This window comes from Clostridium acetobutylicum ATCC 824 (assembly GCF_000008765.1).
Classification (GTDB): Bacteria; Bacillota; Clostridia; order Clostridiales; family Clostridiaceae; genus Clostridium_S; species Clostridium_S acetobutylicum.
In genome coordinates this window covers 2,376,150-2,389,786 of record NC_003030.1, presented here as the reverse complement: position 1 = coordinate 2,389,786, position 13,637 = coordinate 2,376,150, and the positions used below count along the sequence as shown (strand labels likewise).

14 protein-coding genes are annotated in these 13,637 nt (G+C 31.4%); all 14 read left to right on the top strand.

Annotated features, from left to right (window positions below):
* Positions 1-80: 80 nt before the first annotated feature.
* Complete coding sequence (locus CA_RS11735) at positions 81-728, top strand: hypothetical protein (RefSeq protein ID WP_010965584.1); 648 nt, start codon at positions 81-83, stop codon at positions 726-728.
* A 55-nt stretch (positions 729-783) separates the two neighbouring features.
* A complete protein-coding gene (gene ruvA, locus CA_RS11730) occupies positions 784-1,389 on the top strand; it encodes a Holliday junction branch migration protein RuvA (RefSeq protein ID WP_010965583.1) in 606 nt (201 codons plus the stop codon).
* Between the two features lie 12 nt (positions 1,390-1,401).
* On the top strand, positions 1,402-2,451 hold the full coding sequence (gene ruvB, locus CA_RS11725) for a Holliday junction branch migration DNA helicase RuvB (RefSeq protein WP_010965582.1): 1,050 nt from the start codon (positions 1,402-1,404) through the stop codon (positions 2,449-2,451).
* A 36-nt stretch (positions 2,452-2,487) separates the two neighbouring features.
* Entirely contained in the window at positions 2,488-3,513 is a 1,026-nt protein-coding gene (gene queA / locus CA_RS11720; protein WP_010965581.1) for a tRNA preQ1(34) S-adenosylmethionine ribosyltransferase-isomerase QueA, read from the top strand.
* A 17-nt stretch (positions 3,514-3,530) separates the two neighbouring features.
* The gene (tgt, locus tag CA_RS11715; RefSeq protein WP_010965580.1) at positions 3,531-4,661 is read left to right on the top strand and encodes a tRNA guanosine(34) transglycosylase Tgt; all 1,131 of its coding nucleotides are present in this window, start codon (positions 3,531-3,533) and stop codon (positions 4,659-4,661) included.
* 32 nt (positions 4,662-4,693) lie between these two features.
* Positions 4,694-4,978 carry a preprotein translocase subunit YajC gene (yajC, locus tag CA_RS11710; protein WP_010965579.1) on the top strand — a complete coding sequence of 95 codons (285 nt, stop codon included), beginning with the start codon at positions 4,694-4,696 and terminating at the stop codon, positions 4,976-4,978.
* Between the two features lie 89 nt (positions 4,979-5,067).
* Complete coding sequence (locus CA_RS11705; protein ID WP_010965578.1) at positions 5,068-5,439, top strand: TIGR04086 family membrane protein; 372 nt, start codon at positions 5,068-5,070, stop codon at positions 5,437-5,439.
* Between the two features lie 67 nt (positions 5,440-5,506).
* Positions 5,507-5,647, top strand: coding sequence for a six-cysteine ranthipeptide SCIFF (gene scfA / locus CA_RS11700; RefSeq protein ID WP_013913578.1), 141 nt, complete (start codon positions 5,507-5,509; stop codon positions 5,645-5,647).
* Between the two features lie 251 nt (positions 5,648-5,898).
* The gene (gene scfB / locus CA_RS11695; protein WP_010965577.1) at positions 5,899-7,263 is read left to right on the top strand and encodes a thioether cross-link-forming SCIFF peptide maturase; all 1,365 of its coding nucleotides are present in this window, start codon (positions 5,899-5,901) and stop codon (positions 7,261-7,263) included.
* A gap of 254 nt (positions 7,264-7,517) precedes the next feature.
* On the top strand, positions 7,518-8,771 hold the full coding sequence (gene secD / locus CA_RS11690; RefSeq protein WP_010965576.1) for a protein translocase subunit SecD: 1,254 nt from the start codon (positions 7,518-7,520) through the stop codon (positions 8,769-8,771).
* Positions 8,771-9,673 (top strand): protein translocase subunit SecF, encoded by a 903-nt coding sequence (gene secF / locus CA_RS11685; protein ID WP_010965575.1) that lies wholly within the window; start codon positions 8,771-8,773, stop codon positions 9,671-9,673. The genes secD and secF overlap by 1 nt, the downstream gene beginning before the upstream one ends.
* A gap of 104 nt (positions 9,674-9,777) precedes the next feature.
* Positions 9,778-10,647 (top strand): DHH family phosphoesterase, encoded by an 870-nt coding sequence (locus tag CA_RS11680; protein ID WP_010965574.1) that lies wholly within the window; start codon positions 9,778-9,780, stop codon positions 10,645-10,647.
* 108 nt (positions 10,648-10,755) lie between these two features.
* Positions 10,756-11,274 (top strand): adenine phosphoribosyltransferase, encoded by a 519-nt coding sequence (locus CA_RS11675; RefSeq protein WP_010965573.1) that lies wholly within the window; start codon positions 10,756-10,758, stop codon positions 11,272-11,274.
* Positions 11,275-11,408: 134 nt separating this feature from the next.
* The gene (locus tag CA_RS11670; protein WP_010965572.1) at positions 11,409-13,631 is read left to right on the top strand and encodes a RelA/SpoT family protein; all 2,223 of its coding nucleotides are present in this window, start codon (positions 11,409-11,411) and stop codon (positions 13,629-13,631) included.
* The last annotated feature ends 6 nt before the right edge of the window (positions 13,632-13,637 follow it).

The following is a 13,637-nucleotide window of genomic DNA, read 5'->3' as shown; positions in this document are numbered from 1 at the left end:
GTAGCATATTTTATATAGTTAATTTTGAATAAAAAATATTAAAAGTGTTAATACTATCCAATATAAATAGGAGGGATAGTATGACACTGAAAAAGAAAGTTATTTTAAGTGTTGTGGCTTTATTAGTAACTTTTATTTTTTCATTTTGCATAGGGTATAGAGGAAACTTAATTAAGATTATGAATGCAGAAAAATATAAAATATCCAAAGGCATTGATGAATTTTTGGGACGAAATGAAAGTGAGAAAGCTAGATACACTTCAAATAATAAAGAGGGAAAAAAGACCTTGGCCCTTTTGATAGTAAAACAAAATTATGATATAACCTTTGATCCAGAAGATGAGACAAAGAATAATGTTTTAACATCAAGTGAAGAAACTAATGCAGAAAAAGAGCATAAAGCAGGAATGACTAAAGAACAAATAACTAGAAGTTATGAGAAACAAGGATATATTGTAATATGGGACAATGATATGAAAGTCGAGGTCATAAAAAATAGATATATAAACAATCATAAAGTTGATGGTGTATTTATCTTAAATAAAGACAAAAATAGTGATAAAATAAATGTATATAAGGTAGATGACAATGGAAGCCTTATAAAAACTAATGAGCAGGCTTATATAAGTGTAAATCAGCTCAAAAATGAAACTAGGGATCTTTTAAGAAAAGGATTTTTGGTTTTTGGATCAAAAGAAGATGCTAAGAAACTTGCAGGTTATGATTAAACGACCTGTAGGTTTTATTTTTAAAATGATAATATTTTACTTGGGGGTAACGATTTTGTATGAATACATAAAGGGAAAGTATATAGGAATAAATAAGGATTACATAATAGTAGATAATAATGGTGTGGGATACAAGATTTTTACATCAGGTAATACTATGGCTAATATGCCTAAGCCGGAAGAAGATGTTCTCATATATTTAACTCAAATAGTAAGACAGGATTTTATAGGTCTTTATGGTTTCTTGACTAAAGATGAACTTGAAATGTTCAATAAACTTCTTACCATAAATGGAGTTGGGGCAAAAGCTTCTTTGTCACTATTGTCCATTTGTACTGTAAATAATTTAAAATATGCTATAATTACAGGTGATGAAAAGACCATAGTAAAGGCTCCTGGAATAGGTAAAAAGACTGCGCAAAGGATAATACTGGAGTTAAAAGATAAATTTAAGTCTACAGATATTTCAAAGGGAAATTCTGAAATTAATAATTTAGATGTGGATTATGATGAACACAGTAAGAAGCTAGAAGAAGTAAGATTTGCATTAAATTCGCTTGGATACTCAGAAAAAGAAACAGATAGGGCTATAAATAATGTGGACAAGAGTGAAGGCATTGAAAATATTATAAAAAGTTGTTTAAGGTTTTTAATGAATTGAGAGTGATTTAATATGGATGATAGAATTTTAACATCAGTAAATTTAGAAGAAGATTCTGCAGAATATAACTTAAGGCCTCAAAAGTTAAATGAATATATAGGTCAAAGTAAAGTAAAAGAAAAAATGGATATATTTATAAGGGCAGCTAAAAAGAGAGGTGAGGCTCTTGATCACGTACTTTTTTATGGGCCTCCAGGTCTTGGAAAAACTACTCTTGCAAATATAATAGCTAAGGAAATGGGTGGAAATTTAAAAGTTACATCTGGACCAGCTATTGAAAGAGCAGGGGATTTAGCCGCTATTTTAACAGGACTTTCTGAGTATGATGTACTATTTATAGATGAAATACATAGGCTTAACAGAAGTGTTGAAGAAATATTATACCCTGCAATGGAAGACTATGCTTTGGATATAATAATAGGTAAAGGAGCTGCCGCAAAATCTATAAGACTTGATTTGCCTAAATTTACTCTTATAGGAGCTACAACTAGGGTAGGATTATTAACTGCACCCTTAAGGGATAGATTTGGTGTTCTTTGCCCTATGGAGTTTTATAATGATGAAGAACTTAAGGAAATAATAGTAAGATCATCATCTATACTTGATATTGATATCGATGAAGATGCAGCTCTCGAAATTGCAATGAGATCAAGAGGTACTCCTAGAATTGCAAATAGGCTTCTTAAGCGGGTTAGGGATTATGCAGATGTAAAGGGGAGAGGTATAGTTAATCTTGATTCTGCTAAAAAGGCCCTTAATTTACTTGAAGTTGATGATGAAGGTTTTGATAGCATAGATAATAAAATAATACAGGCAATAGTTAATAATTTTGCTGGAGGACCTGTAGGCATTGAAACTTTGTCTTATTTTGTTGGAGAAGAGATAGATACTATAGAAGATGTATATGAACCTTATCTTCTTCAAAAGGGATTTATAATGAGGACCCCTAGAGGTAGAATGGCAACTAAAAAAGCATATGAACATTTAAAAGTGCCATTTAATATGAAAAAAAATGGTACTGTAAATAATGATCAATGCTCATTTTTTAAAAAGGAAAAGTAAGATTTTAAGTAGGTAAATGAAAGGAATGTGGATATTTTGCAGTTAGAAGATTTTGATTATTACTTACCAGAAGAACTTATAGCTCAGCATCCTTGTGATAAAAGAGATGAGTGTAGGCTTATGGTAGTAGATAAAAAAAGTGGAGAAGTAGAGCATAGAATTTTTAAAGATGTAATAGATTATTTAAATCCAGGAGATTGCCTTGTACTAAATGATACAAGAGTTTTGCCTGCAAGACTTATTGGAAATAAGGTAGGAACAGGCGGAAAGATGGAGTTTTTACTTCTAAAGAGAATTGATAAAGATACGTGGGAAACTCTTGTTAAACCAGGTAAGCGAGCAAAAGTTGGAGCCGAGTTTGAGTTTGGTGGTGGAGTTTTAAAGGCAGTAATTAAGAGTATAGGAGAAGACGGCAATAGAGTTGTGGAATTTAAGTATGAAGGGATTTTTGAAGAAATACTTGATAAGCTTGGGCAAATGCCACTCCCACCGTATATAACAGAAGAATTAGAAAATAAAGAAGAGTATCAGACTGTATACTCAAAAAATAATGGATCTGCAGCAGCACCTACAGCAGGGTTGCATTTTACAAATGAGCTATTAGATAAAATAAGAGCTAAGGGAATAAAAACTGTATTTTTAACTCTTCATGTTGGTCTTGGTACATTTAGGCCTGTAAAGGTAGAAAATATAGAAAGTCACCATATGCATTCGGAGTATTATATGCTTTCAAAAGAGAGTGCTGATACTATAAATGAAACTAGAAAAAATGGTGGAAGAATTATATCTGTTGGAACAACTTCAACTAGAACCTTGGAGACTATTGCAGATGAAAAAGGAAATGTTAGAGAACAGTCTGGGTGGACTGATATATACATATATCCTGGATATAAATACAAGATAGTAGATGGGCTTATAACAAATTTCCATCTTCCAAAGTCAACATTAGTGATGCTTGTCAGTGCATTATCTTCAAGAGATAATATACTGAATGCGTATAAAATAGCTGTAGAAAATAGATATAGATTCTTTAGCTTTGGGGATGCTATGTTTATAAAATAAACTGAGGAGGAATACATTTGTACACACTTTTAAAGAAAACTGGTAAAGTCAGAAGAGGACGATTTGAGACTGTTCATGGAACAATAGAAACTCCTGTATTTATGAATGTTGGTACGCTTGCAGCTATAAAAGGCGCAGTGTCCTCCATGGATCTTAAGGAAATAAATTGTCAAGTTGAGCTTTCAAATACATATCATCTAAGTCTTCGTCCAGGTGATGACGTAGTAAAAAAATTAGGTGGTCTTCATAAATTTATGAATTGGGATAGGCCTATTTTAACAGATTCTGGTGGATTTCAAGTTTTTTCTTTGGCAGAAATAAGAAAAATCAAAGAGGAAGGAGTTTATTTCAATTCGCATATTGATGGAAGAAAGATATTTATGGGACCAGAAGAAAGTATGAAGATACAAAGTAATCTTGCGTCTACTATTGCTATGGCTTTTGATGAATGTGTTGAGAACCCATCTCCGAGAGAATATGTTGAAAGATCCGTTGAGAGAACTACTAGATGGCTTGTAAGATGTAAGGAAGAGTTAGACAGGTTAAATTCGCTTCCTGATACAATAAATAAAAAGCAAATGCTTTTTGGTATAAATCAGGGAGGAGTTTATGATGACATAAGAATAGAGCATGCAAAAACTATAGCTAAAATGGATTTAGATGGCTATGCAATAGGTGGGCTTGCAGTAGGAGAAACTCATGAAGAGATGTACCGCATAATAGATGCAGTTGTTCCACATTTGCCACAAGATAAGCCTATATACTTAATGGGAGTTGGGACTCCAAGTAATATACTTGAAGCAGTTTCAAGAGGAGTGGACTTTTTTGATTGTGTTCTACCTGCTAGAAATGGAAGGCATGGACATGTATTTACTAAACACGGTAAGATAAATCTAAGAAATGAAAAGTTTGAATTAGATGCTTCTCCGATAGATGAAGGATGTCAATGTCCAACATGTAAGCACTATAGTAGAGCTTATATAAGACATTTATTTAAAGCAAAAGAGATGCTTGCTATGCGCTTATGTGTACTCCATAATCTTTATTTCTATAATACACTTATGGAAGATATACGTAATGCAATAGATGCAGATTGTTTTGAAGAATTTAAAAATGAGAAATTAAAAGCATGGGCTGGAAAAGCTTAAAAATTCAATATTATAGGGAGTGATACTTTATTATGCCAAATACAGTTTTAACGATACTTTATGTTGTATTTTTACTTGGAATGTTTTATGTTGCTATGTATATACCGGATAGAGCTAAAAAGAAGAAGTTTAATAAAATGCTTTCAGAGATGAGAGTAAATGATAAGGTTGTTACAACTGGGGGAATAATGGGACAGATAACTAACATACAAGAACAATTTGTCATTATTCAAACAGGACCTGATAAAGTTAAAATAAAAATAAAAAAAGAAGCAATAGCAACAGTTGAAACGAGAAAAGCAGATAATCAAAAGTAGAGTGTAATAAAACTACTTCTGTCTACATAAATAATAATTGTACGGTTATTGTATGAAATTGTTTTTTGTGTGGATGGGGGTGAGTTTATTTGGAGAAAAGTAGTAAAATTTACGTTTCGGCAGCAGGAGGAGTTTTAAGGGCAATATTTGTTACTCTTATTGTTATTTTGATTTTTTCTTTTGTTTCTACTAAAATCAGTTTTTCAGAAGGTATTACTAATATGGTTATACTAGTAACTACTCTTTTAAGTGTAATGTATGGCAGTATCTATTCCTCAAGAAAATCTGGCAAAAAGGGCTGGCTTAATGGACTTTTAGTTGGATTGTTTTATATCTTGATATTTTATATTGTTTCTCTTGTAGATGGATCAAGTGGAGGTATGCAATTGAGAGATTTTATAAGAGTTACTTTGGCAATTGTAGTTGGTATATTGTCAGGAATGCTTGGAATTAACATTTAAATTCTTTATTTAATTTTTAAATTATGCTATAATTTATTGTAGCTTGTATTAAATGGGAGGAATCATAATGAAACATATAAAAAGTATTAATAAATCAAATATAAAAGAAAGTCTTAAAAAACCTGGATGTAAGGAATGTGCAAATTCATGCCAATCAGCATGTAAGACATCTTGCACAGTTGCAAATTTAGCTTGCGAAAGTAAATAATATAAAAAATCAGGTAACAGTCACCTTTAAGGTGAGAACGGGGACTAGGGGTTTAACTTTGCTTTACTCGTTAAAAACTAAGATTTTTGAGAGGAAAAGTTATGAAAAAATTTTTCACGAAGAAAATCCTTAGTTTTAACGATAGCAAGGTTAAACCCTTCCTTATTAGTTGAATATTTTGGGACAGCCCTAAACTTTTTGTGAAGTTATAATAATAAAAATTAGAAGTTGATTTTAAGGAGGAAAAAATTTTGTCATTAGTGCATAAGTTCATTCAAGATGATCAAAGATATATAATAGACGTTAATTCTGGTTCAATACATGAAGTAGATGAGATGGTTTATGATTTAATTGATGAGGATAAAATAAGAAGTAAGAAAAAACTATTAGATAGATTGAAGAATAAATACAAGGAAGAAGAAATTTCAGAAGCATATGATGAAATAAAGGAACTTATTGATGAGGGAGTTCTTTATTCTAAAGATTTATATGAGGATATAGCTAAAGAAAGTACTAAATCTCCATCATTTATAAAGGCTTTATGTTTAAATATAGCACATGATTGCAATTTAAAGTGCAAGTATTGTTTTGCGGATGAGGGAGAATATAAAGGCTGCAGAGAAATAATGTCTCCTGAAGTTGCTAAAAAGTCAATTGATTTCGTCATAAAACATAGTGGACCTCGTAAAAACATTGAAGTGGATTTATTTGGAGGAGAACCTCTTATGGCATTTGATACAATAAAGCAGGTTGTTGAATATGCCAAGAAAGAAGAAAAAAAATACAATAAAAATATAAGATTTACAATGACTACAAATGCAACACTTTTAAATGATGAAATAATGGATTATTTAGATAAAAATATGGGCAATATAATTCTTAGCTTTGATGGAAGAAAAGAAGTTAATGATAAGGTAAGAGTACGAGCAGATGGAACTGGATCACATGATGCTATACTTAAGAATATAAAGAAAATGGTAGCTAGAAGAGACAAATCAAAACAGTATTATGTAAGAGGAACATTTACAAGAAATAATACTGATTTCTTTGAAGACGTAAAGTATATTGCGGATATGGGCTTTAAAGAGATATCCATTGAACCTGTAGTGTTGCCAGATGATCATAATCTTTCATTAAGGGAAGAAGATATACCACAAATATTTGAGCAATACGACAAATTGTATAAAGATATGATAAAGAGACATAAAGAAGGAAAAGAAATTAAATTCTATCATTTTAATATTGATATAAATGGTGGACCATGCGTATACAAAAGGATTTCGGGATGTGGTGCAGGACATGAATATGTATCTATAACGCCATCAGGTGATGTATACCCATGTCATCAATTTGTTGGAAACGAAGATTTCAAAATGGGAACTATATATGATGATGACAATATTAATAAAGAAATGGGTAATGAATTTAGAGAGGCACATATATACAATAAGCCTAAATGTAGAGAATGTTGGGCTAGATTTTACTGCAGTGGTGGATGTCAGGCTAATAATTATAATTTTAATGGAGATATGCATATTCCGTATGAAATAGGATGTAAAATGCAAAAAAAGAGAATAGAGTGTGCTATTGCATTAAAAGCACAGATGGTAGATTAAATTTAAAATATTAGATTTTGTTGACGAGATTTAAATCCCGTATTTATAATAAAAAAGTATAGTAAAATATGCTTAGAGGAAGAAAGAACTAATATTTACTAAAAAAATAGACGCTAAATTAAACCATATGGTTTACGTTTGGGCTTTTTTGGCATAAAACTTTTAAAATAAGAGAAAATTGTTATTGCAAAATTAAAGAATAAGTTTTACAATATAAATTATATGGCATAATTTGGTGATGAAGGGGGATAAAAATGAAAAAGAAGGGTAGAAGCACCATCTTCTTTATTATAAGCGTTCTTATAATAGCAGGATTAGCCTATTTAGGCAGTACTGGACTTAATGTGGGGGATTACAGAATTAAATCCTTTACAGAATCAATAGATAAAGGTCTTGATCTTCAAGGTGGTGTTTCTGTAGTAGAAGAAATACAAGGTAAGGTAAATAGTGATGCAATGGGTAGGACTATAGAACTTCTAAATTTAAGAGTTAATAAGTTAGGAGTTAGTGAAACAACTGTATCAAGAGTGGGAAACAATAAAATTGAAATTGATGTCCCTGGAATGTACAATAAAGACGAAGTTATAAATAAAATAGGTAAAACTGGTAAACTTAAGTTCGTAGGTCCTGATAAGAAAACAGTTTTAACTGGAAGCGATGTAAAAAAGGCAACAGCAGGTACTGATCCAAATACTAATCAGCCTATTATATCACTTCAATTAAATAGTTCAGGAACAAAGAAATTTGCTGATGCAACACAAAAGTTCTTAGGACAAAAGATATCTATATATATGGATACTGATCTTTTAAGTGATCCAACTGTTGATTCAGTAATAACAGGTGGAAATGCACAGATAACTGGTAATAAATCTATTCAAGAAGCACAGCGTATAGCTAATATAATAAACTCAGGAGCTCTTCCTGTAACACTAAAAGTTGTTCAATCCAAAACTGTAGGTGCCTCACTTGGTGCAAGTGCACTTCCAAACAGTATACTTGCAGGAGCAGTTGCTATATGTATAATATTCTTATTCATGATTTTAGTATATAGAATACCTGGTCTTATGGCAGATATAGCACTAGTTTTATTTACTGTTTTGGTTTTAGGTGCATTTGTAGCTGTAAAAGTTACATTAACACTTTCAGGTATAGCTGGACTTTTACTTACGATAGGTATGGCTGTAGATGCCAATGTTCTTATATTTGAAAGATTTAAAGAAGAACTTAAAATTGGTAAAACAGTTAGATCAGCTTTTGATGCAGGTTTTCATAGGGCTATGTCATCAATAATAGATTCAAATGTTACCACTATTATTTCAGGTGTTATACTTTATGCTCTTGGAAGTGGCGAGGTAAAAGGATTTGCGTTAACACTGGTAATTGGTGTTCTTATAAGTATGGTTACTGCTATTATTGTAACTAGAAGACTTTTGATGTGGGCTATAGACATGGGACTTATAAATAAAGCATCTCATTTCGGAGTTAATCTGGAAGGGAGTGGTAAGTAATGCTTAAGGTTATTAAACATACTAAAGTTTGGTTTGGTATATCTCTTACTATAATATTTTTAGGAATTGCATTCATGATATATAGAGGAGTTACTACAGGAAAACCTTTGGAATTTGGTATAGATTTTGTTGGAGGAAACTCAATGGATATAAAGATAGGGAAGTCCTTTAACAAAACTGATGTTGAAAAGATAGTAGATAAATATATAAAAGATAGTACTATAACCACGGTTAATAATACTGAGGTTGAAATAAAAAGTAGTACCATGACAGATGCTATTGGTAACAAAATATTTAAGGATATGCAAAAAAAATATAATTTAAAATCAAAGGCCTTGGTTTCTCAAGAGAAGATAGGAGGAACTATAGGACAGGAACTTAAAACAAAAGCGTTGATTGCACTTGCAATTGCACTGGTAATTATACTTTTGTACATAGCTTGGAGATTTGAATTTAAATTTGGTGTAGCAGCTATGATATCGTTAGTTCATGATGTACTTGTAACACTTGCGGTATATGGGATTTTTGCAATACCATTAAATTCACCATTTATAGCTGGAATGCTAACAATAGTAGGATATTCTATGAGTGATACTATAGTTGTTTTTGATAGAATAAGAGAAAATAGCAGGAAGCATAGAAGAATGAGTACATCTGAAATTGCTGATTTTAGTATAAATGAAACTTTGACAAGATCAATTTATACGGTTCTAACTGTTTTAATAGCAGTCTCTTCAGTACATGTATTCGTTCCATCTGTAAGAGATTTTACAAAGCCTTTACTTGTTGGTATAGTTTCTGGATGCTATTCTTCAATATTTATAGCTAGTCCATTATGGGTTATATTTAAGGAAAGAGCTAACAAAAAAAAGCTCCAAATTAAAGCAGAAGCTCAAAAATAAAACAGCCTATGGGCTGTTTTATTTTTTTAGCTAAAAAAGTATTTGTAAAATATCTCATAATACATTATAATATATTTGTTTTCTACAAATTCGGAGGAATAAAGATGGAAAGAACGGGAGATAAGTTACAATATTTCGGATTAAAGGGAATGCATAATCCATTCTTAATTGAAGGAATGAATGAAGCACTACAGAGAATAGCAAAGGCTATAAACAATAGAGAGAAAATAGTGTTATATGGTTATTGCGATGTGGACAGTATAATAGGTATGTCCATAATGTTATTGGTTTTGAAATACCTTAATGCTGATGTAGAATACCTTATACCCGATGATTTTTGTGGTAGCTATGAAGTAAATGCTGATTATGTAAATGATAAAATAAAATACTTTGGAGCAAATTTGCTTATAACAATAGGATGTGGAATTAATTCAAAAGAAAGTACCGCATTATTAAAAAAGCTTAAAATAGATACAATAGTAGTTGATTATCATGAAATGTGCAATGAAGAGGATTATGCAATAGTAGTAAATCCTAATAGGAAGGAATCTAAGTATCCGTTTAACGAATTTTGTGTTTCTGGAATAGTATTTAAACTATGTGAAGCTATTTCAATGTATTATCAAATGAAATGCGTTAATAAATATTTAGATCTTGCAGCAATTGGTACTATACATAAATGTGAAGAGTTATCAGGAGAAAATAAAATTATAGTTGATCAGGGTATAAGAAAAATACAAAATACCAATAATTATGGAATAGAAGCTTTGCTAAAATTAAAATCTGTCGAGAAAGTTGATATAGATGAGGTAAGGAAGTTATCTGAAGCTGTTGTACCTACTGTAAATGCCGTGGGTAAGATGGATAATGCGAGAATAATAGTTCAACTTTTTACAACAGAGGACAGTTATAAAGCAGAGCAAATAGCCAAGTATCTAAATAATGAGTTTAGATATAAAGGTGATTTTTTTTAGTGTATTGTAAAATGTAAAATAATTGATATATAATTATTTTATAGGGTTTTCAATATTACATATAAGTTAAGTTAGTATTTTCTAAATATATTTTAGGGGGAAATTTAAATGGATTTAAAAGATAGTATAAGAGTTATAGATGGGTTTCCAAAAGAAGGAATAAGCTTCAAGGATGTTACTACCCTTATTCAAGATAAAGAAGCATATAAATATTCCGTAGATAAGATTGGAGAGTATCTTAAGGATAAGAACGTAGATTTAATAGTTGCACCCGAAGCAAGAGGATTTTTATTCGGAGCTCCTGTAGCTTACAAAATAGGAGCGGGTTTTATACCAGTTAGAAAAAAAGGTAAGCTTCCATGTGAGACAGTTGAGGTTACATACGAGCTTGAGTATGGAGAAGATATTTTGGAAATGCACAAGGATGCAATTAAAAAGGGCCAAAGAGTTGCAATAGTTGATGATCTTCTTGCAACAGGTGGTACGATTAACTCAGTTGCAAAACTTGTAGAAGCTCTTGGTGGAGAGGTTGTAGCGGCATGTTTTGTTGTAGAGCTTACAGATTTGAATGGAAAAGATAAGCTTGGAGATTATGATACAATGTCATTAGTTAAGTACAATGTATAGATAAAAATTATTGTAAAAAGTAAACAAAAGTCTAATCTCTTTACAATTATAAAATTAAAATGTATACTATATAATAAATAATAATAAATTTGGCTGGTTATGTGACCAGCCTTTGATTTTAGGAGAGTACCATAATGGCTGAATTATCAGATTTATTAGAAAAGATAGATGAAAATTGTAATAATGTAGATAAAGATATTGTCATTAAAGCTTACAATTTTGCATATGAGGCTCATAAACATCAAATGAGGGAGTCCGGAGAACCTTACATAAGTCATCCTCTCGATGTAGCGTGTATTTTAGCAGAGATGGGTATGGATATGAGTACTATAGTTGCAGGAATACTCCATGATGTTATAGAGGACACAAGTTATAGCTATGATGATATTACAGAAATGTTTAGCAAAGAAGTTGCTGATTTAGTATCAGGGGTAACAAAGCTAGATAAAATAACTTATAAGACGAAGGAAGAGCAGCAAGCTGATAATGTAAGAAAGATGCTTCTTGCAATGGCTAAGGATATAAGAGTTATTTTAATAAAACTTGCAGATAGACTTCATAATATGCGTACTCTTAAATTTAAACGTGAGCAAAAACAAAAAGAGAAGGCAAAGGAGACTCTGGATATATATGCTCCACTTGCACATAGACTTGGTATGTCTAAGATAAAATGGGAACTTGAAGATTTGTCCTTCAGATATTTGAAACCAAAGGAATACTATGAGCTTGTGGATCTAATAGCTGAAAAAAGAGTTGAAAGAGAAGAATACATAAGCAAGATAGTAGAAGAACTTAAACTTAATTTGGAAGCATCAGGGATAACTCCAGATATTGATGGAAGGCCAAAACATTTTTATAGTATATATAGAAAGATGTTAAATAAGAGTAAAAGCTTAGATCAGATTTTTGATTTAACAGCTGTTAGAATACTAGTAAATAACATAAAAGAGTGTTATGCTGCCCTTGGAATAGTGCATACAATGTATAAACCTATACCAGGCAGATTTAAAGATTATATAGCTATGCCAAAACCTAATATGTATCAATCACTTCATTCTACGGTAATAGGACCTGAGGGAAAGCCTTTTGAGATTCAGATTAGAACTTATGACATGCATAAGACAGCTGAATATGGAATAGCTGCTCATTGGAAATATAAGGAAGGAACAATAGAAAGTACTCAAAATGTTCCTCAAAATAAGAATGCAAATAAAGATGATACTAAGCTTACATGGATAAGAGAGATGCTTGAATGGCAAAGAGAAACGCCAAGTGCTCAAGAGTTCATGGAAAACTTTAAGATAGATTTATTTTCAGATGAAATTTTTGTTTTTACACCTAAAGGTAAGGTAATAAATTTGCCGTATAATGCAACACCAGTAGACTTTGCTTATAAAATACATACAGATATAGGAAATAGGTGTGTGGGTGCAAAGGTTAATGGTAAAATAGTTCCACTTGATTATAAGCTTAAAACAGGAGAAATAGTTGATATACTAACAACATCTTTAGTTAAAGGTCCGAATATTAATTGGCTTAATTCTGTTACTAGCAATCAGGCTAAAAGCAAAATAAGGTCTTGGTTTAAAAAGGCTAAAAGAGATGAAAACATAAGCAAGGGCAAAGAACTCTTAGAAAAAGAATCGAAAAAGCAGGAATTTAATTTTGGAGAGATAGCTAAGGGTGAAAATTTAGAGTTAGTATTAAAACGATATAATATGAACTCAATAGACGATTTATATGCTTCTGTTGGAATAGGTGCAGTAGGGGCATCAGTGATATTAAGTAGATTTAAAGATATTTATGAAAAGAATAAGGATAATGGTTCTCTTACAAATGAAGAAGTACTTGAAAATGTAAATAAGAACATTCATAAAGAACACTCCTCTAAAAAGATTTCTAAGAGTGAGCAGCCTGGAGTAACGGTTAAGGGCGTTTCTGATGTCCTAGTAAGATTTGCGAAATGCTGTACACCAGTTCCTGGTGATCCTATAATAGGTTATATTACAAAAGGCAGAGGAGTTTCAGTTCATAGGACTGATTGCACAAATGTAAATAATTTAATCAAAGAGGATAGTTCAAGAATCATAGAAGTAAAATGGGGAAAAAGTAAAAACGAAAGTTATATGGCTGAAGTTGAAATTAAAGCGGAAGATAGGCAAGCTCTTCTTGCGGATGTGGTAGAAGTTATAAGTTACATGGAAATAGCAATAGAATCGGTTAATGCAAAAACTTCAAAGGGATCAGCATATCTCAATTTGAAGTTAAAGATACAGGATGTTGAGCATTTAGCGCTGCTTATGAAAAAGCTTAGAAGGCTTCCAGGCATTATTGATATATATAGAACTAATAGCTAGGGGGGA